This window comes from Gemmatimonas aurantiaca T-27 (assembly GCF_000010305.1).
Taxonomy (GTDB): Bacteria; Gemmatimonadota; Gemmatimonadetes; order Gemmatimonadales; family Gemmatimonadaceae; genus Gemmatimonas; species Gemmatimonas aurantiaca.
On sequence record NC_012489.1, the window covers coordinates 2,540,843 to 2,566,257 of the forward strand.

Below are 25,415 nucleotides of genomic sequence, written 5' to 3' on the forward strand. Positions count from 1 at the left end.
ATCCTCTGGTCGTCGTGATCAACGCCCACCACCGAAGCCACCGCCGCCACCGAAGCGATTGTCACCGCTGGTGCCGGAGCGAAGCCCCTGGAGGTTGCGCTTGTCCATGAACGTCACCAGCGCGGTCGGCAGGATACGGACCTGCTCTTCCGACAACATGTTGCGAATGCCAGGGGCCACGGCGATCAGCAGATCCACCGCGTCTTCACGGGCCCGACGATAGCGACGATACGCGTCGGCATGGCTGTACTGGTCCGGCAGATCGACGAGGAAGCGCGACACCGGCGTCCAGATGCTGTCGCTCTTGAGCAGATACCAGCGATTCAGCGTGGCCAGGCTGTCGGCCTGCTTGCGCGTGAGCTTGAGCGTATCGGCCTGGAAGAGCAACTGCTGCATCGGGTTGATGAGGCCACTGCTGGCCGTGTTGCGAAGCTGCTGCAGCGACGGCTTGTTGCCCGGGCGCGTACGGCCGCGGTCGAGCTGCTGCAACAACTGCTGCTGTTCACGCGACGGACCCACATCGAAGTTCACCGAGAGCGTGATGGAGGTCGGCGCGGCACGCTGTGTGGTCTGCTGCGGACGCGTCGAACCAAAACGCTCGTTCACTTCATACTTGAAGGTGTTGGTGAGCGGATCGAAGCCGCGCACGAACAGCAGTGCACCGTTGTTGCCCGGGTTCGGCGTCGCGCCCCAACCCTTGAGGCCATCTTCGCCGTTGATCAGGCGATCGATGCCGTTGAGCGGATTCGAAATCTGCAAACGGATGTTGGCACGCTGCGGCAGGCCGAGCTTCAGCGAGTTGAAGGACACATTGAGATTGCCCGTCATCTGCCACGGCCCGGTGCACGAATTGCGACCGGCGAAGCCGCCCATCTGACTGCGCAGGCACTCCACGGCTTCGCGGGTGCCGGTGTTCAGGAAGTTTTCGAGGCCCGCCTTCAGCGCCGGATCCGACACCGTGCTCGGATCGTAGATGAACGCCCGATCGTTGCCGTAACTGTCGCCGTTGATGTCCTGGTTGATCGTCGGCGTGTAGTTCACACCCGAGCGGAAGTTGCCGTTCCAGGAGATGCGGATGGCATCGAACGCGTTGTAGCTCAGCGAGTACTGGATCTGGTGGCGCGAGAAGAACGTGCCCTTCGACCATTCGATGCCGATCGGCGCGCCGACCGTGCTGTTGAAGCCGAGGAACTGTTCGCGCACATCGGACAGCACGTACGACAGGCTCCAACCCCACTTGGAATTGAACACCATCGGGCGGATGCCCACGTTGAGCTGCTTGCTTTCGGCCTGTAGGTCCGACGTCTGCGCCGTCACGCGGCCATACGCATCGACCAGTCGCGCTTCACGCCACGCCACCTGGCCGGTGCTCGCCACAATCGCGCCGGGCGTCACGTAGATCGGGCGACCGTTTTCGTTGGCCAGCGTGAACTGCTGGTTGTTCGGGAAGTTGAGGTCGATGCCACCCTGCTGCCGCTGGTTGCGCGACATCGTGGCATCCACGTTCAGCATCACCCGGTTGCGGAGCATGGCGCCCTGCCAGCCGAGGTTACCACGGATGGAGCGCTGTGCCCGGTAGTCGGGAACGAAGAGCACCACGTTGGGCGCACTGTTCGAGAACACCGAACCGTTCGTGCCGTCAGCGCAGGTGCGCGGAATGTTGTTCGGGTCGGCCGCAAACGACTCCCAGTTCGGGATCGGCGTCGCTTCACCCACGCAGGTGAGCTGCTGCAGACCACTCGGCAAGCCGGTGTTGTCGATCGCATTGGAAATGAGCTGCGTTCCCGGCGTATTCTGGAACACGCCCACACCACCACGGATGACAGCGCGCGGCGCGCGGATCATGCCCGGCAACAGGGCCATCTGGTCAGCCTGACCAACCGTCCACGAGAAGCCCACACGCGGGCTGACGTAGAGACGATTCGGCACTTCGGCATTGTCGTAGTCGAACTTGGCCAGCACGTCGGCGTTGGTCTGCGGTCCCGCGGAGAAGCGGTTGCCGTCAACACGCACACCGTACTGGATCTGCAGGTCATTGATCGGCCGCCAGGCATCACCCAGCGACATCGCGCCGATCATCTGGCTGCCCGTACGGGTGCGCGGCGACAACAGACGCGTGAACGACGCCGGCAGATTGGCCTGCAGGTCGGTCAGCGAGTTGTAGGAGTAGCTCCCGTACTCGTTGAAGTTGAACAGGTTCGAGAAATCATCGCGGCGGAACTCGGTGGTGAGTTTCACACGGTGACGATTGTCGCTCGAGAACCAGGACATCGTGTTGTTGCCGGCAATCGACGACGACGCGTTGGCGTTGTTCATCGCCTGGGCACCACCGAACTGCAGCGTGCTCACCGACGCCGAACCATCGGAAAGCTGCGAGTTCACACGCACCGAGCCGGAGGGGAGCACCAGGAACGGGCTCGCATCCGTGCGATTGGTGCTGTAGCCGACCGTCGTTTCGGTGAAGATGCCCTTCCATCCGAGCAGGCCGCTCTGACGGAGCTGGACGGCGCCGCCCCAGTTGGTGCGCTCACCATCGCGCGTGGGGGCCATGAGACCACCACCGCCAAAACCACCAAAACCACCGCCACCAAAGCCGAAACCACCACCAAAACCACCGCCGCCGCCAACCGGCGACGTGCGATTGAAATTGCCCGAGACCGTCAACGCATAGGTGTTGCCACGTGAGGAGCTCTGCGGGACGTAGTCGAAGCTGGTCAGGAACGACAGGCGATTGTTGATACGCTGTGGCGAGTACCCCACCACCGTCGTCGGCACCTGCTCGCCGCCGAGGATGTCGAGCAGGCGCGCCACCGAGTCACTCGCCACACCCGCCGTCTGGAAGCCGATGTCACTGGTGCTGAGCAGGGTCTGGAAATCCTGCAGGCGACGATCGAACTGGAAGGACGTATTGTAGAAGGCGCGGTCCATGCTGATCGGACCGGACGCGCCACCACCCACGGACATGTTCGTGTACTGCTGGCCGGTCGCAATACCCACGCGGTCGGCCCACTGCATCGGCGGGGCGATGAAGTTGGTGCTGAGGGTGCGACGCACGAAGTTCGAACCCGAACGCGTGCGGACCTGCAGTTGTCCACCGGAGAAACCACCGCGGGACACATCGTACGTGGACGTGGACAGCGACGTCATCACGGCCGCATCGCGCGGGAGCTGCGCGTCGCCGAAATTCAGACCATTGAGCTGAGCGTTGTTCTGGTCACCGCCCAACCCGAACACTGAGAAGGCGTCGGAGGCACCGTCGGCGCCGAGCAGCAACTGGACGCCGGGGATCGCCGAAGCCATCGCCGCCAGGTCACCCAACTGATCGACATTCAGGAAGCCAGCCGTTTCGTCGGACACGGCCTTTTCGGTACCGGACACATCGGACACCGTATCACTGCGCGACGCGGCAACCCGCTCCGTCACGTTCACGGCGTCCAGCGTGATAGCGGCCGGAGCCATACGGGCGTCGGCAATCAGGATTTCCTGATCCGCCGTGCGCTTGACCTGATAGCGACGCGGTCCAAGGCCGATACCGGAAAATGTCACCCAGTAGTCGCCTTCCCCGCCGGGGAAGGAAATCGTGTAGCGTCCGTTGCGATCGGTACGCGCGGTACGGCTGACATTGCCGCTGAGAGTCGTCGCGGTCACCAGCACGCCTTGAATGGCGAGGGTGTCAGTGCCGGTCACCCGGCCGCGGATGATATCGATCTGTTGCGCAAACGCCTGGACGCTGCTCACGAGCAGCAGCGCCAACGCGCCGATCAGATGTCGAAAAAAGGGCGTGGAAGTAGTCACGTCGCTTAGACGGTGGGCTTTTGCATTTGTTAACAGAACGGAGACCAACCCGGCGGTGAGCCGAGGTCCGGTTATAACCGCCATTTATGCCCATTCTCATCATTTCGTTGGGCCCAGTGCCGCGCCATTCGTCCCTGATGCCGAACCGCACAACGCGGGGACAGGCGCATTCTCCGAACTGAAATGACCCCTCGCCGATACCTTCGCCTATCTTTGCGCCATGGAAATCCTGCGCGATCCGCTTTGGAACAATATCCGCCTCGATCCCCTGGCCCTCGCGCTGCTGGAAACGCCGGTTCTGCAGCGGCTGCGCTACGTGCGCCAACTGGGTCTCGCGTTCCTGGTGTACCCCGGTGCCACGCATTCCCGATTCGAGCATGCTCTGGGCGCCTGGCACCTGGCCGGCCTGGCGCTGCGGTTGCTGGAGGAGCGCGGTGCACTGACCGGCATTTCCACCACCGAACAGCAGATCGCGCGGGCCGCGGCCCTGCTGCACGACGTGGGGCACTACCCGTTTTCGCATGCACTCGAAGAGATCGGCGTCACCGACCATGAGGAGGTCGCCAGGCCCCTCATCTCGGGGGGGGAAATCGGCGTCATTCTTCGCCAGCACCTCGGCGCCGATGCCCCAGCGGCCGTGTTCGCCCTCATCGAAGGACACAGCGACAGTCCGCTGCAGGGGCTGATCTCCGGCTCCATCGATCTCGACAAGATCGAGTATCTCAAGCGCGACGCGACCATGTGCGGGGTACCGTACGGCGAAATCGATGTGGACCGGCTGCTCAATTCGCTGGTCGTCGTCTCATCGCCCGATCACCCCCGTGGGGCCATCGGCGTACACGAGAAGGGGCTGTCGGCGCTCGAATCCCTGCTATTTGCCAAGTACCAGATGTATCGCAACGTGTACTGGCATCATGCGGTGCGCAGCGCGACCGCCATGTACAAGCGTTTGGTGGCCGTGGCCATCGAGACCGGTGCGGTAGCGCGTGATCGGGTGGCGCGATTCACCGATGAAGGCCTACTGGTGCACCTCGACACGCCGTCGCTCAACGCCGAAGCCCGGACCTTGCTCGACGCCATTCGTGTGCGACGCCTGCACAAGCGGGCCTATGAGCGGCCGGCGGCCACACTGGGCGAAGACGTGGGAGAGTGGATCGCCACCGACTACCGGCTCACGTACGCAGTGGAAAATGCTCTGGCGCGGGAGTTCGGTATGGCCAGCGGAGATCTGCTGCTCGACTTTCCGGCCAAGACCCAGATGCTCGGCGTGGATATCCCCATGCTCCGACGGGACGGCCGCGTACAACGGCTCACGGCAGAAGGCTTCGAAGGCGCGCTCAACCTGCCCCGTCTGAGCGACGAGCTCTATCAGTCCGCTCGTCGTCTGCGGGTCTTCACCGCTGGTCGGGCACCGGTACCGGCCGAACGCATCCTGCACATTGTCGGCCTCGATGCGGACGGTGTGCGTCGCGAACTGGGACTCTAGGTGACCAGGGCGCCTCAGGCGCCCCGTTCACACACCACGGCACCACGGCGCGCGGCTTCCATCATCTCGATCGTTTCGGTGACGATGGATTCGCCGCGGTTCTGTACATAGAACGCATTGATGCCGGCGCGGAGGGAATCCGAGGGCATCTTGGCGGCCCGTGAGCTGGTGGCCCATCCCCGGATGCCCTTCGGCAGTTCGGTGATGCATCCACGATCGTGCCCCGTCTCGTCGAGCAGGATGAACGTGGGCGTCGTCGCTCGGCCGTCGAGAGAACGGAAGCGTTCCTGCACCGCCTTGCCGGCAGTTGGCAGGACGATGCGCAGTTCGAGGCCCGGCACCTGTGACGCAAGCTTGGCCACATACGGCACCGAATTCATCGAGTCACCGCAACTGTCGATGGCGATGATCATGAGGTGCCAGGTGCCCCCCACGGCCCGCGCCCGGGCCACCAGCGCGTCGGAAACCACCGCGCTGTCGGCCAACCGCAACCACCCTTCACGCCGCGCCTTGGCGGCCGCCAGGAAATCCGGGAACGTCTGTCCGGACTTGAACAGCGCCAGCATGGAAGAATCGGGCAACATGCTGCTGGTGCGCATCTCGGCCCGCGGTCCCACGAGGCTGGTCGAGACGTCCTGAGGCCCACACGGCAGCGCCGCGCCGAAGCCCATCGCCTGCAGCGCCGGTGCGCACACCAGGGAACCCAGCAAGGCCGCCGTCACGCTCAGCGACCGAATGCCACCATCGGCGCGACGCGGGAGACAGGCCACAGTCTTGGCGAACGTCCGGGCAACGGTCATGGGATTCCGCGTGAGGGGGATGAGTCAGGGGGCGCCGAACGGGCCCTGCCATGTGCGTCTGCCAGCTTTCGGCCGATGCCGCGATAGAACGCCGCGTCGACCGGCTTGCCTTCCGCCTCGAGCGACAGGGCGCAGCGCTCGACGGCGTACAGGATATTGCCCAGGTAGAGCGACGCCAGACCGCCAACCGTCTCGTCGGACGTGGACATCTGTCAGCGGCGGAGAGGAGGCAGACGCAGGATCAGCCGCGCCCGACTGCGGCCTGCTCGCCCGTCTGACCGGTCAGCACATTGATCACCTGCACCACGATGGCCGTGATGTTGTCGAGCCCACCACGACGGTTGGCCTCGGTGATCATGGAATCGACCATGCGACCCGGTGTCTGCTTTGATTCGAGAATACGCTTGAGCTGCGGATCCTCGACCATGCCCGTCAGCCCATCGGAGGCGACCAGATAGAGATCACCGTTCCGGATTTCCCCGGTCAGGACGTCTGCCTCGACCGCCGCGTTGGCACCGACACAGCGGGTGATGACGTTGCTGTAGGGGTGGTAGCGGGCCTGTTCCGGGGTCAGGAAGCCGGCGTCGACCTGCTCCTGCACATAGGAATGGTCTTTGGTGACCTGCCGGAACACGCCATCGCGGAGCAGGTATACACGCGAATCACCGATGTGTCCGATGATGTAGCGGCCATGGCCCACCAGCAGACAGGAGGCCGTGGTGCCCATCCCCTGCTTTTCGGCTTCCTGAATGGTGCGCTCGTAAATGGCCCGATTTGCGGCCTTCAGGGCGTCAGCCATGCGGGTGCCGGCTTCGGCCTGCGTCAGGTCACGTACGTCGGTCAGGTCCCGGGCGACAATCTGCACGGCCATTTCACTGGCAACTTCGCCAGCGGCGTGCCCACCCATGCCATCTGCGACGATAAAGAGACCGCGCTCTCGATCGGCGTCCGCATAGAGGCTGTCTTCGTTGCCTGCCCGAATGCGTCCGACGTCGGTGCCAGCGGCGACAGAAAGCTGCACGTGGAAAGAGTGGTTCGTCTCGGGAAAGTGACGCGGGGTGCGCCTTCGTCAGTTGCGAAGCTACCCGGAAGCCGCCGCGCTTGGCAAGCGTTCCGACGGGACAATAGTGCCCGCTTGCAGCCGAAACAGGCGTTCGTACATGCCGCCGGCCGCCACCAGCGCACGATGGGCCCCCCGTTCCACCACCTCGCCGTGGTGCAATACGAGGATCTCATCGGCATCGACAATGGTGCTCAACCGGTGGGCAATGGCCACCGTCGTACGCCCCTGCATCAGGGTCGACACGGCCTGCTGGATCTGGGCCTCGATGGTGGAATCCACCGCACTGGTGGCCTCGTCGAGGATGAGCAACGAGGGATCAGACGCAATGGCCCGTGCGAAGGCGAGCAATTGGCGCTCCCCGACGCTGATCCCGCCGCCGCGCTCCCCCAGCTCATGCGCCCAGCCACCGGGGAGCCGGTCAATCACCCGGTCGGCGCCCACCCGCGCGGCTGCCGCATGAAGCGCCACATCGTCGATCGGTGAGCCGAGCCGCAGGTTGGCCGCGATATCCCCGGCAAACAGGAAGATGTCCTGCTGGACATACCCCATCACCGAACGGAGCACATCCACGGGAATGTCCCGGATGTCCTCCCCGTTCATGAGAATGCGCCCCCGCTGCGGGTCGTGGAAGCGCAGCAGGAGGTTCACGATGGTGGTCTTCCCTGCCCCGGTATGGCCGACCAATGCCAGCGAATGACCGGGCGCCACGGTGAAGCTGACATCCTTGAGCACCCAACGGACTTCCGTGTCCGATGGGAGGTCGGTGGGCTGCTGCACGCGATCTTCACTGATGCCACCGCCGCTCTCGTAGGCGAACCATACGTTTTCGAACGTGATGGTGATCCCTTCGGCGCGCACGCGGGCGACCCGTTGTGCCAGGTCCGGCGTCGGAGTGAGCCCCGGCGCCGGTGGGGTATCGAGCAGTCCAAAGATCCGCTCCGACGCCGCCATGGCCGCCTGGAGGATGTTGTACTTCTCGGAAAGATCCTGCAGCGGCTGAAAGAAACGCCGCACCAACTGCAGGAAGGCCGCCACGGTGCCGACGGTCAGCGCTTCACGTTCGACCAGCACGCCCGATGTCACCAACAGACTGGCCAATGCCAGTGTGGTGAGAAACTCGATGGCCGGGAAATACAGCGCGTAATACGTGATCGATTTCAGTTGAGCATCGAGATGCCCCTGATTGAGCGTCTCGAAACGGGCGATCTCACCCGCTTCCCGACCGAAGAGCTGTACAATGCGAATGCCCGACAGGCGCTCCCCCAGATAGGCATTGAGCTGCGCCACACGCGTGCGTATGACGCGATAACTCGACCGCACCTTGTTCTGGAACACCCGCGACACGAGCAGGACCAGCGGGATCACCACAAACGCCGCCAGCGCGAGCTGCCAGTCGATGAACAGCATCACCACGCCGATCGTGCCCAGCGTGAAAAGGTCGCCAATGCCTGCCACGACACCGGCCGTGAACAGTTCATTCAGCGCTTCCACGTCGCTGGTGACCCGCGTGACCAACCGCCCCACGGGGGTGCGGTCGAAGTAGCTGATCGGCAGTTGCTGCAGGCGTGTGAACAGCTCCTGCCGCAGGTCGCGCATCACGCGCTGGCCGATGACCGCCGTGAGCACCGTCTCACCGTAGGACGACGCAAACTGCACAACCAGAAGCCCCGCGAAGGCCATCGCGGCCTGCACCACCAGCCCCACATCCCGCGTTGGGAAGGCGGTGTCGATCACCCAGCGTGTGAGCAGCGGGCCGGCGAGCTGCATGCCCGCTGTGATGGCAATGCACCCCAGGGCGGCCGCGACCAGCACCCGATAGGGACGCACGTATGCCAACAACCGACGCACGAGCCGTGCGTCGTAGGCCGATCCTGCGGATTCGTCGTCGGCGTGGGCGCCTGTGGAGCCCCCTCGTGGTCCTGGCGGCATGCGACCGGGGAATCTAGTTGGCCACACGGATAGTTTTCAGGCAATGAAGGACACGATTCGCATCCGCGGCGCCCGCCAGCACAATCTCAAAGGCTTCGATCTCGATATCCCACGACGTGCCATCACGGTCGTCACAGGGGTGTCGGGTTCGGGCAAGTCTTCGCTCGCGTTCGACACCCTGTACGCCGAAGGGCAGCGCCGATATGTGGAATCACTGTCGGCGTATGCCCGGCAGTTCCTCGAGCGCATGGAGAAACCCGCCGTCGATTCCATCGAGGGCATCTCTCCCGCCGTGGCCATCGAGCAGAAGAATCCCACGCGTACCTCCCGTTCCACCGTGGGCACGGCCACCGAGATCTACGACTATCTGCGCCTGCTCTGGGCACGTGTGGGACGCACCTACTGCCCCAAGTGCGGACGCGAACTGCGCCCGGACACCGTGCAGTCGGTGACCGACGCGGTGCTCGCCTTGCCCGAGGGCACACGTTTCCTGGTGGCCTGCCCACTGGTGCGGTCCAGCAAAGTGTCGCATGCGGTGATCGCCGAAAACCTGCGCGCGCGGGGCTTTGTGCGTGTCGCGGTGCCGGCCACACACGGCGTGGAAGTGCTGCACCTCGATGACGTGACCGAGGAGACGCTCAATCTCGCCACGCGCGAGAACGTCTCGATCGTGGTGGATCGCCTGCGGGTGGAACCGTCGGCGCGTGGCCGCATCGCCGATGCGGTGCAAACGGCCTTCACCGAAGGGGACGGAGACGCACGCATTCTGCTCACCGAAGCGATCGTGCCACCGGAATCGATTGCCGAACGAGTGGGGGCGGCGCCAGGCAACGCGGTGTGGCAACTCGCGTTCACCGAGCGATTCGAATGTCCCAATGACGGCACGCGCGCGCCGTCGCCCACGCCGCAACTCTTTTCGTTCAACAACCCACGCGGCGCCTGTCCCACGTGCAACGGCTTCGGCGCCACGCTCGACTACGATCTGGCCTTGATCGTGCCGCATCCGGAGCGCTCACTGCGTGACGGCGCCATCGATCCGTGGACGGCGCCACGCTACGAAAAGCAGCGCCGCCTGGTGGTGGATTTTGCCCGCACCCTGGGCGTATCGGCCGATGTTCCGTGGAGCACGTTGCCGGCCGAGGCCCAGCAGAAGTTGCTGCGTACCACCTCGCGCGCGTACACCGGCATCTTGCCGTTTCTCGAGGCGCTGGAAGAGAAGAAGTACAAACAGTACATCCGCATCTTTCTGCGGCAGTACCAGAGCGCGCGCCCGTGCCGCGACTGTGGTGGCACCAAGCTGCAGCCCGAGGCGTTGCAGGTCCGTGTGGATGGACGCACCATCGCCGAAGTGGCGCAGTGGCCGGTCCGTGACCTGCGCACCTGGATCGATGCGCTCACGCTGAGCGGCAGCGACGCGGTGATCGCCGATGCGGTGCTGCGCGAGGCCCGGGCCCGCACACGCTTCCTGACCGATGTCGGACTCACCTATCTCACGCTCGACCGCGCCACCCGCACCTTGTCGGGCGGCGAAGCACAACGCATCACGTTGTCGAACGCACTCGGCGCGGCGCTGGTGGATGCCACGTATGTGTTGGACGAGCCAAGCATCGGTTTGCATTCACGAGACCTCGACCGATTGCTGTCACTGCTCACCCGCTTGCGCGACCTCGGCAACACCGTGGTCATGGTGGAACACGACCTCGAAGCCATGCGCATCGCCGACTACATGGTGGAGATGGGCCCGGCCGCCGGTGAGCATGGCGGCCAGGTGGTGTTTGCCGGACCGATGGCCGATGTGGAGCAGAGTCCACTCACGGGGCAGTACCTCACCGGCGCGCGTCGCATCGAAGTGCCCACCAAGCGACGCCCTGTGGGTCCACGCTGGCTCGAACTCAAGGGCGCGCGCGCACACAATGTGCATGGTGTGGATCTGCGCATTCCGCTGGGGGCCATGACCGTGGTGACCGGCGTGTCGGGGTCTGGCAAAAGCACCATGGTGCACGACGTGCTGTTCCACGCGCTCGAATCGCGACTGCATGGTGAACACTCCGCGAAGGAGCATCTTGGCGAGACGGTGGGCGGCTATACCTCGCTCACCGGCTTCGAACATCTCGACGATGTGGTGCTGGTCGATCAGAGCCCCATCGGCAAATCACCGCGCTCGAATCCGGTCACGTACGTGAAGGCGTTCGACGAGGTGCGACGACTGTTCGCCGAGTCGCCGCTGTCGAAGACCAAGGGCTTCGCGGCGGGCCACTTTTCGTTCAATGTGGCCGGCGGGCGATGCGATCATTGTGAGGGTGCAGGCGCCATCGAAGTGGAGATGGTGTTCATGGCCGATGTGTTTGTGCCCTGTGATGCGTGTGGCGGCAAGCGCTTCAAGCCTGAGGTGCTGGAAGTGCGGGTGCGTGGCAAGAACATCGCCGATGTGCTCGAGCTCACCGTGGACGAAGCCATCCGGTTTTTTCCACGCGAAGACAAGCTGGCGCAGGCGTTGTGGCATGTGCAGCAGGTGGGACTGGGGTACCTGCGACTGGGACAGCCGGCCACCACATTGTCGGGCGGCGAAGCACAGCGGCTCAAGATCGCCCGCGAATTGGCGCTCACCGCGCGCGGGGCGGCCCGGAAGCTGTATGTGATGGACGAACCCACGACCGGGTTGCACCTGGAAGACATTCGTCGGCTGGCGCAGGTCTTCGAGCGGCTGCTGTCGCAGGGGCACACCCTGTTGCTGATCGAGCACCACCTGGATGTGATCAAGCTGGCCGACTGGATCGTGGACATGGGCCCCGATGGCGGCGATGGCGGCGGCCAGGTGGTGGCGATGGGTCGCCCGGAGGAGATCGTGCAGGTGGCGGCGTCCCACACGGGCCGGTGGCTGCGCACCGTGTTGCCGGGCTCGGGTACGAGCGTCAAATAGGGCGAATTGCACGCCGGCCGCGCTTGACTGGGGCGCTGGCGAAGGTGATTATATGAGGCTCTGGCGCGCTCCAAACGGGGCCGTCGGAGGAAGTATTCCCGGGTAGCTCAGGTGGTAGAGCAGGTGACTGTTAATCACCCTGTCGGGGGTTCGAGTCCCTCCCCGGGAGCTGCTGAAAACATAGAGTTACGAAAACAGGCGCTCCCGAAATGGGGCGCCTGTTTTTCGTTTGGTGTTACGGCGGTGCTATGCACGCAGGAGGAACTCATGAGGCTCCTCAGCTTGAATCTCAACCGATCAATCGTGGTGATGGCAGTCGACACTGTCTATGTGTCGGGCGATCCTCTTCACGCGAATTTCGATCGACGCCGTGGGCAATGAGGCCTTGCAACGCCTGCCAATTTCACAGCCGCAGCACCACGTTGATGTGCGCACGAATGGGAGACGATCTTCTTTTGTGCACCGCACTGTCAATTGCGTGAAGTGCTGAGGCTGTTCCGTCAATCAATATGGTGCCCGAGGCAGCGCGGGCCATATCGCTGCAATACCCATTGAGGACCTTGATGAAGAGACTTCTGCTGACACTCGCGCTCCTCACCGCGTGTAAGGGCGCCGACGGCGTTGCAGGCCCTCCCGGTGCGAAGGGGGACAAGGGTGACACGGGTGCAACAGGCGCCACTGGACAGACGGGCCAAACAGGACAACAAGGCGCTCCGGGCGCCACTGGTCCTGCCGGCCCACAGGGACCTCAGGGTCCGGCGGGTCCCCAGGGCCCTCAAGGCCCGGCCGGTCCAGCGACCCCGGGGCCTCAAGGTCCGGCGGGTCCTGCAGGTCCGACTGGACCACAGGGACCGCAAGGTCCAGCGGGGCCGCAGGGGCCTCCGGGAGAGGCTCCCGTACGAATGACGTACGTGACGGAAATTTGGTCCAATCGGGCAGATCAGGTGTTGCCTGCCGAGATTGGCTCCGACCCGGTTCGGCCTCCGGTACTCGCATGTTTTGTCACCACGAGCATGGAACGTCCCGAATGGAACTACGTGCAGCCGGGGGGGCTTGGCACCAACACAAGTCCGCTCTGTGCGGCGCGATACTCGGGCGGACGTTGGCGCCTTTTCATTCAAGGACCGGCGTCCCCGAGTTGGGTAATGTTCGTCGTCTCCATTTGAGCATCCTGCGTGAGGTGAGCGGCATTGTCGCTCACCTCATACACCCTCCCCACCCCCGGGGATCTGCGACGTGACGTGACGCGACGCGACGCGACGCGAGAACCGGCGATCGAGGCGTGGTGATATTTGCATGAGTGGCGTCAGCATCTGGCTGAAGCTCTTCTCATGGCTCCCACCGCTGGCTTTCACCATCCGCAATGACCGACCACTGCATCTTCTGCCAGATCGTCGAGCGATCCGCTCAAGCCAGCATCGTACTGGACGACGAAAAAACGCTGGCCTTCATTGATCTCCGCCAGGCGAATCCGGGGCATGTGCTCGTCATCCCCAAGGTGCACATCAACGATGTGCGAGATCTGGACCCGGAAACCGGCGCCGCGCTCATGCAATCGGTGTCCCGCGTGACACGGGCAGTCGGACTGGCCTTCCCCAACAATGGACTCAGCCTGTGGCACTCCATCGGCGAAGCCGCCTTTCAGGAAGTGCCACATCTGCATATCCACATCCATCCCCGTCTGGACCACGACAACATTCTTCGGGTCTATGAAACACTGCCGAAGAACGTGGACTTCGCCACGAGAGAGCAGTACGCGGAAATGGTGCGAGCGGGCTTAACTCAACGCGACGGATAACTGAGATCGAGTGCTCGTCTGCTCGCGTCGGCTATGGCTCTGATCTTCTCGGCGATCTGTTTCTGAAACCGGAGATCACAGAGATCCAGCGCGGATTGCCAGAGCGAACTGAACGCACGCACCTGGTTGGCATCCCGGCACTCGACGATCGAGCCGCCGTCCTTGAGGTCGAGGAGGTGTCGCATGGGCGCACAGTACCCCTCGGAATCCGAGAGGTGCCCCGCTATCACGATTTCCACGTAACGGTATTCGCCGGTCTGGTGACCTTGAATGAGGAATCCACTGCGACTAGGCTCCGATATCCCCTTCAACGACTCCCGGTTGAATCGCTGGCGCCGCCTCATCGCGTTCATGGTCCTGTGCTGCCTTGCCCTGTATTCGGGCGAGGGGCTCATTGCTGACGCGCACGACGGCGATGCGCAGGTGTCCGCCGTCTCCATGATGACAGCGGGTGGCGGGTCGAGCAATTCCTCGACACCGGACGGGCCCGTGCACTCCCAGCATGCCTGTCATTGCCTGCACGCTCACGGGGCCGCCGACGTGGTCCCGCTTGGCGATTTCGACAATGGGCTTGTCGTGGCCAGTGCGCCGGTGGTACGCCTGACCCGCATGCCAGCCAGTGCGCGTCTCGAGCCCCAGCTCCGTCCGCCGATCAACGGCTGACGTGTGACACGATGTCCGCTGCGTGAAGCTCCGCAGCGTCGACGTCTTCACTCACGCGCGTGCCATCTACGGCCGCGCGCTCTCAGACAACCTGGTATCCGTTGATCCGCCGCCCATGGCGCGTCGACGTCTCATGTCCGTCGTGATCCCTGCCCTGGGAGCTCGCGTCGTGCCCTGAGGCGCATGCGCCGTTGATCGGCGTTCGCCGGACCGCATGCCACTTTCCCTATGTCGTTCGCTGTTCGCCACTCCAGGGCGACGCGGTGGGGCGCGCGCTCGTCGCGCACATCGTGCTCGGCGCGTCCTATCAGCGGCACATCGCTGCTGCCATGTCTCTTGCTGTTGCTGGTCCTGGTCGCGTTCAATACAAGCGCCGCGCAGGACCACGCGACACCCAATCGGGATCTTCGTAGCGCGCCACGGATCGCTCAGGCTGACACTCTCCGGCTTTCGCTCGACCGGGTGCGTCACCTCGTGCTTTCCAACGATCCGGCCTATCTCGCCATGCGCGAGGAATCCGCTATCGCACGAGGCACTCTGCGACAGGCATCCCTCCTGCCCTTCAACCCCGACTTGTCGCTGGCGGCACCGGGCACCGGGGCCACCGCTCCGCGAAATCCACTCGAATTCACGCTGTCACAGGAAGTCGAGTGGGCGGGGCAACGCGGCCTCCGTCGTCGGGCGGCCAATGCCGGCGTGCGACTGGCCGATGCCACCATCCGCAACACCGCGCGCGAGCGGATCGCCGACGCGTCCAATGCGTACTACGCAGCCGAAGCGTCGCTGCGCCGAATCGATGTAGTTCGGGCCAGTGCGGATATTGGGCGTCGTTTGCTCGAAGCGGTGGTGTTGCAGTTGCGCGAAGGTGAGATCAGTGCGCTCGAAGCCAACCTCGCCGAGATCGAATCGGGGCGTGCGCAGGCGCGTGTGATCGGTGAGCTGCGTCAGCAGACCAATCGCCTGGTTGAACTCAAACGCGCCGTGGGTCTTGCTCCGGAAACGCTGCTCTCGCTCGAGCCCTCGGCGTCGGAATCGGCACGCGATTCCATGACATCACGAATACCTGTCGTAGACAGCGCCGGTCAGGTGCAACACCTCGACTCGCTGATGAACGACGCGATCACGAAACGGGCCGATCTTCGCGCCATCAATGCGTTGATCGATGAGACCACGTTGCGTACACAACTCGTGCGGCGTGAGGTCATTCCCAATGTCCGTGTCGGCCTCTATGTGGAGCAGATGCCCAACGAGCGAGGGCTGCGACTGGGGCCGGCGCTGGGGTTTGGCATCCCGCTCTGGAATCGCAATCAGGGCACGGTCGATGCGTTGACGGCCCGGCGACGCCAGTTGGAGTTCGATCGACGTGCCGTGCTGCTACAGGTACGCGCCGAGATCGTGACGGCGGCGAGCGCGTATGCGGCCACGGCAAACGAAGTGGCGATCTACGCACGCACGGTGTTGCAGCCGGCTCGCACCAATGGCGCCTTGCTCGAGACAGCCTACCGCGCCGGCAAGATCCCCCTGCCCACCCTGCTGCTGCTCCGCAATCAGTTGCTCGATGCAGAACTGGGCTACTGGGATGCCTGGCTGCTTCGCCAACGCGCACTCGTCGAATTCGAATCGGCGCTCGGCGGACCGTCCATCGCGCCATCCGACATACAATCGACCTCGCACCCTTCTTCAGAGTCGACACGATGACATGCATCAACTCGTCGCCATGGCGCGCACTTGCGCGTCGCGCGGGCGCACTGCTGGCCGTCATGACCTTCTGCTTCGTGTTCACCGCATGCGAATCAACGGACACACCGGCGGTGGATGCCGCTGAGACACATGCCCAGGAGGAGGCAGAGACGCCGGAACACGTCCAGCTCGACACCACGCAGATCCGCCAGGGAGGCATCGTGGTGGAAGCCGCGCCATCCATATCTTCGAGCACGCTCGCGGTGACCGGTACGATCGGATACGACGCCAACCGGGTGAGCCATGTGGGATCGCGCACCAGTGGTCGGGTCGTCACGGTGCGCGTGGATCTCGGCACACGCGTGAGTCGGGGACAGGCGCTGGCTATCCTCGAAAGCCCGGAAGTCGGGCAAATCCGCGCCGAAGAGACAGAAGCTCAGGAACTCGTGAAAATCGCGAGCGAGAATTTCGCGCGTGAACAGCGGCTGGCCACACAGGGAATCTCGAGCCGTAAGGAGTTGCTCGATGCAGAGGCCGAACTGCGTCGACAGCAGGCCCGTTTGCGCAGCGCAGAATCGCGACTGTCGGTGCTGGGGGCCGGTCACGGCAGCGACGGACAGTTTGCGGTCACGGCTCCATTCGATGGCGTAGTGGTTTCGCGCGATGCCAGTCTCGGTGAAATGACCACATCGCAGGATACGCTCTTCACCGTCGCCGACCTGAGTCGTCTCTGGATTGAGCTTGATATTTTCGAGCGAGACTTGGCGCGTGTGCACGAAAAGCAGCGTGTCGTGGTGCGCACGACCGCGTACCCTGATCGCACATTCGAGGGGCAGATTTCGTATGTGGGGCCCATTCTCGATCCGGCGCGGCGCACTGTGCGGGCCCGCATCGATGTGCCCAACCGGGATGGTCTGCTGCGACCAGGCATGTTCGCGGAAGCCACCATCGTCGTGAGCACGCACGGCACGCCCACGGTGGTGTTGCCTGTTGATGCAGTACAGGACATGGACGGCCAGAAGGTGGTGTTCGTTCCGGGCCCCAAAGCCGGCCAGTTCATTCCACAGCCCGTTGTCGTGGGTGATGCCGTGGATGGTGGCCGAGTGATGATCCGGAGCGGCTTGGCGGTTGGAGCGCCGGTGGTGATGCGTGGCGCGTTTGTTCTCCGGTCCGAGCTCGCCAAAGGTGAGATCGGCGAGCACGGTCACTAGGAGTCCGCATGCGCACATTACTTGCGGCCGTACTCCGGCAACGCCTGCTCGTGACCTTCCTGGTCGTGCTGTTGATTGGCGTGGGCACCTGGTCGGCCATGCGCCTGCCCATCGATGCCGTACCGGACGTGACCAATGTCCAGGTGCAGATCAACACCAACGCAGCCGCGCTTTCACCGCTCGAGGTGGAGCGTCAGATCACCCTGCCGGTGGAGCTGTCGATGTTCGGCCTGCCGGCACTGGAAGAGATTCGCTCGATCTCCAAGTTTGGCCTGTCTCAGGTCACGGTGGTGTTCAAGGAAGGAACCGACATCTACTTCGCACGCCAGCAGGTGCAGGAACGCCTGCAGCAGGCCCGCGAAGACATTCCTGCGAACCTTGGACAACCGGAGATGAGTCCGATTTCGAGCGGACTCGGCGAGGTCTTTCAGTACGCCCTTGTCGCATCCGACACATCCCGGCACAACGCCATCGAACTCCGCACACTGCAGGACTGGGTGGTGGCCACACAGTTGCGCAGTGTTCCGGGCGTCGCAGAGGTCAACAGTTTCGGTGGCTTCACCAAGCAGTATCAGGTATTGGTGCGACCGGAGGCGCTCCTGCAATACGGCATCACGCTTCGACAGGTCTTGGATGCCGTGGCCGCCAACAATCAGAACGCGGGTGGCGGCTATCTGACCCAGGGGGCCGAACAGTTGGTGATCCGTGGCGTGGGTCAGGTGCAGAGTCTCGACCAGATCCGCGGTATCGTGGTGACCAGTCGGGAAGGCACACCGGTTCGTGTCGGTGATATCGCTGACGTGGAAATCGGATCGGCCATTCGTCAGGGCGCCGTGACACAAAACGGTGGCGGCGAAGTGGTGACCGGCATCGTGATGATGCGAATGGGAGCCAATGCACGGACCGTGGTGTCCGATGTCAAGGAGCGATTCGCGGCGGCGGCCCGCAGTCTGCCAGACGGCGTGCAACTCCTGCCCTTCTACGACCGCACCTCGCTGATCGACCGGACGATCAGAACCGTGGAGAAAAATCTCGTCGAAGGCGCTGTGCTGGTGGTCGCCGTGTTGTTCCTGCTGCTTGGCAACCTGCGGGCGGCGCTCATCGTGGCATTGGCGATTCCGCTCTCGATGATGTTTGCCGTGAGCCTGATGGTGAAGATGGGCATCGCGGGCAGCCTGATGAGCCTCGGTGCCATCGACTTCGGACTTGTGGTGGACGGATCCGTGGTGATGGTGGAGAACTCCATGCGACGACTTGGCCATCGCAAAGAGGGGGAGTCGTTTCTGGCCACCGTGCTCGATGCCTGCGCGGAAGTCGGACGCCCCGTGCTGTTTGGCGTGGGCATCATCATCGTGGTGTACCTGCCCATCCTCACACTCGAAGGTGTGGAAGGCAAGATGTTTCGGCCCATGGCGCTGACGGTGGTGTTTGCGCTCGTGGGTTCGTTGTTGATCACCTTCCTCGTGACGCCCGTGCTGGTCTCCTCACTGCTGCGTGGCAAGGTGGAAGAGAAGGATGTGTGGTTCATCCAGCGCGCCAAGCGGATCTATGGGCCAGCGCTGGAGTGGGCACTGGTGCGTCAGCGGCGTGTGCTCGCGGGTGCTGGTGTTTCTGTGCTGCTCGCATTGGCCGCAGCACCGTTTCTTGGCGCCGAGTTCATTCCTCGTCTGGACGAAGGCGCATTTGCCTTGCAGGTACTGCGACTGCCCAGTGTTTCGCTGGAAGAATCCGTGCGTCAGACGACCCAACTGGAGCAGGTGCTTCTGCAGCAGTTCCCTGACGAAGTGAAAGACATCGTCTCCAAGACGGGCCGACCCGAGATCGCCACCGATCCGATGGGCGTCAACATCTCGGATGTCTTCGTGATGCTGCACCCCGAATCACGTTGGAAGGCCGCAACATCGAAGGCGGAACTCGAAACGAAGATGAGCGCGGCGCTCTCCGAGATTCCGGGATTGGTCTTCAGCTTCAGTCAGCCCATCGAACTGCGCGTCAACGAACTCATTGCCGGAGTACGATCCGATCTCGCCATCAAGATCTATGGCGACGATCTCCAGCAACTGAGTCAGGTAGCCGATCGGGTGGTGTCCGCCGTGTCTGCCCTGCCTGGCGCCGCCGGCTTCAAAGCTCAGCAACTCGAAGGATTGCCCCAACTGCAGATTTCCGTCCTCCCCGAGCAACTGGCCCGCTATGGGATCAACGCGGCGGATGTCATGGAGTCGGTGGAGGCGATCGGCGGGGTGCCTGTGTCACAGGTGCTCGAGGGACAGCGTCGTTTCGACCTCACGGTCCGGTTTCCGGCGACGGTTCGTGCGAGCCCATCTTCCATCAGCGCATTGCTGGTCAGCGCACCCGGTGGAGAACGGGTGCCGGTGGGCACACTGGCTACCGTGGAGGTGGTGAATGGTCCAGCGGAAGTCAGTCACGAAAACGGATCACGCCTGGTGATTGTCGAAGGCAACGTGCGTGGCCGTGATATCGGCGGCTTCGTGTCAGAGGTACGAACGCTCTTCGAGTCCGGCAAGATCCCATTGCCAGCGGGATATCGCCCGGAGTTTGGCGGTCAGTTCGAAAACCTCGAGCGTGCATCAGGACGACTGGCGTTGGTCGTACCGTTGTCATTGCTGCTCATCTTCGTGTTGCTCTTTGCCACCTTTCAGTCAGTACGACAGGCCGCGTTGGTCTTCACCGGCATTCCGCTGGCCACGGTGGGCGGGATCATTGCCCTGTTCCTGCGTGGCATGCCATTCAGCATCTCGGCGGGCGTGGGTTTCATCGCGCTGTTCGGCATCGCCGTGTTGAACGGCGTGGTGATGGTGTCGTGTATGAACGACCTGCGCGCGGCCGGTCGATCGCTGGCCGTGGCCGTGCGCGAAGGCGGCATGACCCGCCTGCGTCCCGTCTTGATGACAGCGCTGGTGGCGAGCTTCGGGTTCATCCCGATGGCCATCTCGAGTGGCGCAGGGGCGGAGGTGCAACGTCCACTTGCCACCGTGGTGATCGGCGGGCTGGTCACGAGCACGGTGCTCACCCTGCTCGTGCTACCGATGATGTACCTGATCATCGAATCGCGGTCCGATCGTGCCGCGCCGCATTGAACTTGATGCGCATCGGATGGAGAATGAGCGTAGTATGGCCTTCTCATGCCACCCAAGAGCATCATGAGCGCACCGATGGAAATCGTGATCCGCCCGCCCACGCCAAACGATGTCGCCGCACTGACTCAGGCCGTGCACGAGTCCGTGCGGGATGTTTCGCGATGGATGGCGTGGTGCCACCCCGCATATGCGGAAGCCGATGCGGAGTCCTGGATTCGCTCCACCATGCAGGGCCACGCCGAGCACTCGGCCTTTGAATTCGTGATCGTTGACGATGGCGGATCCCTGATCGGGTGCTGCGGCATCAACCATGTGAATCAGGTCGACCGTTTCGCCAATCTGGGATACTGGATCAGGAGCTCGCGGACGGGACTAGGCATTGCCACGCGCGCGGTACAGGTGCTGGCGGAATGGACCTTCGCCAACACCGCCCTCAATCGCTTGGAAATCGTCGTCGCGGTGGGCAACCTGCGTAGCCAGCGCGTCGCCGAGAAGTGTGGAGCCATCCGGGAGGCGATACTGCGCCAGCGTCTGATGGTAGGCGGCCAGCCGGTGGACGCCATCATGCATGCGCTGGTGCGCGAATGATGGGTCTCTCGCGAGCGGGTAGCGCTTGCTTGATGTGTCGAATGTTCGTCGTACATCGCCAAGCGCACGCGTGCGCAGCGCTCACCCGGAAGTGTTTCAGACGGGGGGAATGACGATGTGCTGGCCGTACAGGCGTCGGCAGACAGGTGCCTGACCGTTTACGGCGGGCGCGGCCCGTGAGAGGCCGCGACGTGTGTTACTTGTGGCGGAACGTAATGCGGCCGCGGCTCAGATCGTACGGCGACACTTCCACCGTCACGCGATCGCCAGCGAGGATACGGATGCGGAACTTGCGCATCTTGCCAGCCACTGTGGAGAGCACCTCGTGGTCATTCTCCAGCTTTACCCGGAACATGGTGCTCGGCAGCACGTCCGTTACGACACCCTCAAACTCGATCATGTCTTGTTTCATGCACGCTCCATAGTGATGGACATAAACTCTGGATGCCTCCAGGGTGAATCACACCCAAACATCGGAGGGCGCGTGACCGAGTGGTCACGCGCCCCCTGAATGTTTTAGCGCGAGCGCGTCACGTTCTCGGCGGCGGGGCCCTTCTGGCCCTGCACGATGTCGAACTCAACGGTTTCGCCTTCGGTCAGCGACTTGAAGCCGTTGCCCTGGATGGCCGAATGATGCACGAAGCAATCCTTCTGGCCGTCGGACGGCGTGATGAAACCAAAACCCTTCGCGTCGTTGAACCACTTCACGGTGCCTGTCGTACGCATAATACAGTCCTCTCGGTGTTGCTCGGTGTTCGGATGGTCGGAGCAAGCCCGGAGGCCCTGCAAAACGATACCGACTTCCACGTGCTCGTGATCGCCCTCACGACGGGCACCACCATTTGGTGGCTACGGTGAAAACACAAACGGGCCCGCTCGCTTTGGCAGGCCCGTTCAGTCAGAACTTGTCCACGCGCGAGTGCGCATTCACCGCTTTGGATATTGTAGGGGATCCGCCACCAAATAGCAAATGGTTTTTCGCCCGGATTCCGGATGAATGTCACAATTGGGGCGTGATCAGCCAGGCGACCCCAGCCTTCTGGTCCAGCTTGCCAGCCCCACCAGCAGCTTGCCGACGAATTCCCGGGTGCGCTCATCGGTCAGCCGCCCCTCGGCGTCGAACTTCTCGTGGGCCCGGTACACGAGGATTTCCGGCTGCGGCAGGACGGGCGTGTCCGTAAACACGAACGTTTGCCGAAGCTGGGACTGCGCCCGGGCCGTCCCGGTGACCCCGGGGCTGGCCCCGAGTATGGCCGTCGGCTTGCCGGCCAGCACGGCCCCCCGCGGTGGCCGGGACGCCCAGTCGATGGCGTTCTTGAGCACGCCGGGGACCCCGTGATTGTATTCCGGGGTGGCAATGAGCAGGGCGTCAGCCTCGGCGATGGCTCGGCGCATCGCGACCACGGGCTCGGGGTCTCCCTGCGCTTCGAGATCCTGATCAAACAGGGGGAGGTCGCCTACCCGGTCAAAAATGCGGATCTCCATCCCCTCCGGAGCGAGTTCCTGCGCGGCTCGCAGCAACGCGCGATTGTAGGATGCCTGGCGCAGGCTGCCAGCAATCGCGCAGACAACCAACGGACGTTCGGTCGAGCTCATGGTGTCACCTCCTGCCGATGAAGATGTGAGCCACGAGCTTCGGGAACAACTCGCACCTACTTCCAGACCTGCGCCAACACCCGCGAAAAACTGCCGCCCAACAGCAGCCGGATGTTCGCATCCGAGTGCTTGCGCTGCACCATGGCTTCGGTGAGATCGAAGACACGCTTGGGGTGATTCAATCCATCCACATGCGCCATGCCGTCGGACGCGAAATACGCGCCATAGCGATCGAAGTTCGGCTGGTTGGTGAGATTGGGCTGTCCCGTGGCTGGCATGCCGTTGGACAGTCCGATCATGTCGAGGTCAGAGCCAATACCCACGTGATCCGGGCCAATGAGCTTGTAGAGATGCTCCACATGATCGACCATATGCTGCACGGTGACGGGTGGCGCTGGACGAATCATGAAGCGGATCATGGGCACACCCACCACCCCGCCCTTGGCGGCCAGCTTGCGCAGTGCGTCATCAGTCTTGCAGCGCGTGCACGCCGGTAGCAGCGCGCGGGCCGAGGCGTGAGAGAAGATGGGTGGGCGCTTCGCCACCTCGAGCGCGTCGAGGGTGGTTTGATCGGCACAATGGGACAAATCCACCACCATGCCCACCTGCTCCATACGGGCGACGATCTCCTGCCCGAACGACGACAATCCGCCATCGCGATTCTCGAGAAACCCGGCGCCGATACGACTTTGTGAGTTGTATGTGAGCTGTGACACGCGCTGGCCGAGTCCGTAAAACGTGTTCACATCAGCGGCCGTGCGAAAATGATCGGAGATCTGCGCGGTGAGCATGACGCCCACTTTGCCGGTCGCCTTCACTGAGCGCAGGTCCGTCGCGTCATCGATGCGGGTGAACCACTGGCTGTTGGAGGCAATGAAACCGTTCCACTGCGCATAAAACCGCATGGCATCGTCGTAACTTCCCGGCCCACTGCCGAGGGCCAACACATTCACGCCGGAGTCGCGAAACATCGCGAAATCCTCGGCGGTGAACGTGCGCGGATCCCGCAGCCATCGTTGTCCCAACGGACCACCGGGGCGACGGAAGTCGTCGAACGCGAATTGGCACAGCATGTCGATGACCGTCGACTCACGCATCAAGGCAATGGTGCGCGCCGAATATTCGTTCCCGGACTGGGCAAAGAGTCGATAGCGGCCACGCAGCACGGCGGGCGCGGCGAAAGAAGCCATGCCCGCGTGCGCGAGCGTGCGAAGAACGGTGCGACGATCCATGGCGATCGACGTGCTCGGGGGGAAATGCGCCTCCGCCACGTGCGGCGACGCGCCCCGATTTTCGCTGTTGCCATGGCTGTGCGCCAGATCGCACCGCAAATGTGTCAACAGTCACGTTGCAGGCGACAAAGAGCGCATTCTCGGGCCTCCTCTGATGTGCACCCGGGTACAATGGTCCATTCGCCCCCCCCCCCCGAACCCGTGTGCCCATGTACGTACTGGTTGTCGACGATGAGCCCGCACTGCGCGAAGTGCTCTCCCAGCGATTGACAAGCTGGGGCTATCGCGTAGCCACGGCGGGTGACGTACAGGAAGCCGAGACGTTGCTGAATACCTCCGAACCGGATCTGGTGCTCAGCGATGTGGTATTGCCTGGCCTCTCCGGCCTCGATCTGCTGCGGCGCTTCAAGGCGCGGAACGCGGCGTTGCCCGTTGTGCTGATCACCGCACATGCCAATGTCGACGCCGCCGTGGAGGCCATGAAAGCGGGCGCGACCGACTTCCTCACCAAACCGATCGACACGGCCACCCTGCGTGCCGTGCTCGAGTCGGTGCGCGTCGATCAGCGTGAGCGGAAGGCCGCCCGCTCACTGGACGAAGCGCTGCAGGAACCCGCCACGGGTGGACTGATCGGGTCCAGTGCGGCAATGCGCGACGTGCGCGCAATTGTCGCTCATCGCGTCCACCGATGCCGGCGCGCTCATCACGGGCGAAAGTGGCACAGGCAAAGAAGTGGCTGCCCGAACCATCCATGAGCTGAGCACACGCGCCTCGCAGCCCTTTGTGGCCATCAACGCAGCGGCCATTCCAGAGGGCTTGATGGAATCGGAGATCTTCGGCCATGAACGTGGCGCATTCACCGGTGCCGTGAGTTCCCGCGCCGGCTGCTTCGAACAGGCCGATCGCGGCACGTTGCTGCTGGACGAACTGGCCGAGATGCCGATCGCACTGCAACCGAAATTGTTGCGGGTGCTCGAGGACGGCCGGGTACGGCGTCTCGGATCGGCCCGCGAGGCGGCCTTCGATGTGCGGGTCATTGCGGCCACCAACCGCGACCCGATGACGGCGGTGGACGAGGGGAAGCTGCGCGCGGACCTGATGTACCGTCTGAATGTGTTCAGTATCGTGTTGCCGGCGCTGCGCGAACGCACAGAGGACATTCCCTTGCTCGCCCGCCATTTCATTCACCTGTTCAACCACAAACACGGCGCGGAAGTGCATGCGATGCGGGAGACGACCATGGACCGTCTGCAGGCATGGCATTGGCCCGGCAACGTCCGCGAACTGCGCAATGTGATCGAGCGATCCGTGGTGATTGCTCGACATGGATGGATCGAGCCGTCGCATCTGCCCCCTCACATCGGCGCGGCAAAGCCCACCGGTCACTCGCTCGAGCTTCCGGCTCACACCACACTGGCCGAGGCAGAGCGACTCCTCATTCGCACCACATTGGAGCGCACGGGCAACAACAAGGCCGAGACTGCGCGTCTACTCGGGCTCGACGTGAAGACCATTCGCAACAAATTGCGCAGTTGGGCGCTCGACGGGTGAGTCAC

Annotated in this window: 20 protein-coding genes and 1 tRNA gene; 11 read left to right on the top strand and 10 right to left on the bottom strand. The window is 63.4% G+C overall.

What is annotated here, in order from left to right; translation table 11 throughout:
* Nucleotides 1–18: 18 nt before the first annotated feature.
* Nucleotides 19–3,795, bottom strand: coding sequence for a TonB-dependent receptor (locus tag GAU_RS11180; RefSeq protein WP_012683658.1), 3,777 nt, complete (start codon nucleotides 3,793–3,795; stop codon nucleotides 19–21).
* Between the two features lie 220 nt (nucleotides 3,796–4,015).
* Between GAU_RS11180 and GAU_RS20880 the strand changes: the two genes are divergently transcribed.
* A complete protein-coding gene (locus GAU_RS20880) occupies nucleotides 4,016–5,281 on the top strand; it encodes an HD domain-containing protein (protein WP_012683659.1) in 1,266 nt (421 codons plus the stop codon).
* A 14-nt stretch (nucleotides 5,282–5,295) separates the two neighbouring features.
* Here the strand turns inward: GAU_RS20880 and GAU_RS11190 are convergent, their stop codons facing one another.
* Genes GAU_RS11190 through GAU_RS11205 form a run of 4 tightly spaced genes read right to left on the bottom strand, consistent with a single transcriptional unit; the run spans nucleotide 5,296 to nucleotide 9,073 of the window.
* Nucleotides 5,296–6,081: a thioredoxin family protein gene (locus GAU_RS11190; RefSeq protein WP_012683660.1), complete on the bottom strand. Its 786-nt coding sequence runs from the start codon at nucleotides 6,079–6,081 to the stop codon at nucleotides 5,296–5,298.
* Nucleotides 6,078–6,290, bottom strand: coding sequence for a hypothetical protein (locus tag GAU_RS11195; protein ID WP_012683661.1), 213 nt, complete (start codon nucleotides 6,288–6,290; stop codon nucleotides 6,078–6,080). The genes GAU_RS11190 and GAU_RS11195 overlap by 4 nt, the downstream gene beginning before the upstream one ends.
* A gap of 32 nt (nucleotides 6,291–6,322) precedes the next feature.
* Nucleotides 6,323–7,102 (bottom strand): Stp1/IreP family PP2C-type Ser/Thr phosphatase, encoded by a 780-nt coding sequence (locus GAU_RS11200; protein WP_012683662.1) that lies wholly within the window; start codon nucleotides 7,100–7,102, stop codon nucleotides 6,323–6,325.
* Between the two features lie 60 nt (nucleotides 7,103–7,162).
* Nucleotides 7,163–9,073, bottom strand: coding sequence for an ABC transporter ATP-binding protein (locus tag GAU_RS11205; protein ID WP_052574389.1), 1,911 nt, complete (start codon nucleotides 9,071–9,073; stop codon nucleotides 7,163–7,165).
* A gap of 43 nt (nucleotides 9,074–9,116) precedes the next feature.
* On the opposite strand from GAU_RS11205, the gene uvrA reads away from it, so the two are divergent.
* From uvrA to GAU_RS11225, 3 genes are all read left to right on the top strand, one after another.
* Nucleotides 9,117–11,993: an excinuclease ABC subunit UvrA gene (gene uvrA, locus GAU_RS11210; protein WP_012683664.1), complete on the top strand. Its 2,877-nt coding sequence runs from the start codon at nucleotides 9,117–9,119 to the stop codon at nucleotides 11,991–11,993.
* A 96-nt stretch (nucleotides 11,994–12,089) separates the two neighbouring features.
* Nucleotides 12,090–12,162, top strand: a tRNA-Asn gene (locus GAU_RS11215).
* A 1,194-nt stretch (nucleotides 12,163–13,356) separates the two neighbouring features.
* Nucleotides 13,357–13,791 carry an HIT family protein gene (locus GAU_RS11225; protein ID WP_012683666.1) on the top strand — a complete coding sequence of 145 codons (435 nt, stop codon included), beginning with the start codon at nucleotides 13,357–13,359 and terminating at the stop codon, nucleotides 13,789–13,791.
* Here the strand turns inward: GAU_RS11225 and GAU_RS11230 are convergent.
* Nucleotides 13,776–13,976, bottom strand: coding sequence for a hypothetical protein (locus GAU_RS11230; RefSeq protein WP_012683667.1), 201 nt, complete (start codon nucleotides 13,974–13,976; stop codon nucleotides 13,776–13,778). The two genes, GAU_RS11225 and GAU_RS11230, sit on opposite strands and share 16 nt — an antisense overlap.
* An 85-nt stretch (nucleotides 13,977–14,061) precedes the next feature.
* Here GAU_RS11230 and GAU_RS11235 point away from each other — a divergent pair, with 85 nt between their 5' ends.
* The 5 genes from GAU_RS11235 to GAU_RS11255 all read left to right on the top strand — a co-directional run bounded on the left by GAU_RS11235 (nucleotide 14,062) and on the right by GAU_RS11255 (nucleotide 21,031).
* Nucleotides 14,062–14,454, top strand: a complete 393-nt coding sequence (locus GAU_RS11235) for a hypothetical protein (protein ID WP_012683668.1) — start codon at nucleotides 14,062–14,064, stop codon at nucleotides 14,452–14,454.
* Between the two features lie 228 nt (nucleotides 14,455–14,682).
* Nucleotides 14,683–16,152 carry a TolC family protein gene (locus tag GAU_RS11240; RefSeq protein WP_012683670.1) on the top strand — a complete coding sequence of 490 codons (1,470 nt, stop codon included), beginning with the start codon at nucleotides 14,683–14,685 and terminating at the stop codon, nucleotides 16,150–16,152.
* Nucleotides 16,149–17,345, top strand: a complete 1,197-nt coding sequence (locus GAU_RS11245) for an efflux RND transporter periplasmic adaptor subunit (protein ID WP_012683671.1) — start codon at nucleotides 16,149–16,151, stop codon at nucleotides 17,343–17,345. Before GAU_RS11240 ends, GAU_RS11245 begins: the two co-directional genes overlap by 4 nt.
* 8 nt (nucleotides 17,346–17,353) lie before the next feature.
* A complete protein-coding gene (locus GAU_RS11250) occupies nucleotides 17,354–20,443 on the top strand; it encodes an efflux RND transporter permease subunit (RefSeq protein WP_012683672.1) in 3,090 nt (1,029 codons plus the stop codon).
* 45 nt (nucleotides 20,444–20,488) lie between these two features.
* Complete coding sequence (locus GAU_RS11255) at nucleotides 20,489–21,031, top strand: GNAT family N-acetyltransferase (RefSeq protein WP_052574391.1); 543 nt, start codon at nucleotides 20,489–20,491, stop codon at nucleotides 21,029–21,031.
* Between the two features lie 196 nt (nucleotides 21,032–21,227).
* On the opposite strand, the gene infA is transcribed toward GAU_RS11255, so the two are convergent.
* The 4 genes from infA to GAU_RS11275 all read right to left on the bottom strand — a co-directional run bounded on the left by infA (nucleotide 21,228) and on the right by GAU_RS11275 (nucleotide 23,817).
* Nucleotides 21,228–21,443 (bottom strand): translation initiation factor IF-1, encoded by a 216-nt coding sequence (gene infA / locus GAU_RS11260; RefSeq protein WP_012683674.1) that lies wholly within the window; start codon nucleotides 21,441–21,443, stop codon nucleotides 21,228–21,230.
* Between the two features lie 104 nt (nucleotides 21,444–21,547).
* Complete coding sequence (locus GAU_RS11265) at nucleotides 21,548–21,757, bottom strand: cold shock domain-containing protein (protein WP_012683675.1); 210 nt, start codon at nucleotides 21,755–21,757, stop codon at nucleotides 21,548–21,550.
* Nucleotides 21,758–22,048: 291 nt separating this feature from the next.
* A complete protein-coding gene (locus GAU_RS11270) occupies nucleotides 22,049–22,627 on the bottom strand; it encodes an NADPH-dependent FMN reductase (RefSeq protein ID WP_012683676.1) in 579 nt (192 codons plus the stop codon).
* A gap of 56 nt (nucleotides 22,628–22,683) precedes the next feature.
* Complete coding sequence (locus GAU_RS11275) at nucleotides 22,684–23,817, bottom strand: dipeptidase (RefSeq protein WP_169307665.1); 1,134 nt, start codon at nucleotides 23,815–23,817, stop codon at nucleotides 22,684–22,686.
* Nucleotides 23,818–24,068: 251 nt separating this feature from the next.
* Between GAU_RS11275 and GAU_RS21875 the strand changes: the two genes are divergently transcribed.
* The gene (locus GAU_RS21875) at nucleotides 24,069–24,614 is read left to right on the top strand and encodes a sigma-54-dependent transcriptional regulator (RefSeq protein WP_083765598.1); all 546 of its coding nucleotides are present in this window, start codon (nucleotides 24,069–24,071) and stop codon (nucleotides 24,612–24,614) included.
* Nucleotides 24,526–25,410 carry a sigma-54 interaction domain-containing protein gene (locus GAU_RS11280; RefSeq protein ID WP_169307666.1) on the top strand — a complete coding sequence of 295 codons (885 nt, stop codon included), beginning with the start codon at nucleotides 24,526–24,528 and terminating at the stop codon, nucleotides 25,408–25,410. Before GAU_RS21875 ends, GAU_RS11280 begins: the two co-directional genes overlap by 89 nt.
* Nucleotides 25,411–25,415 lie beyond the last annotated feature (5 nt).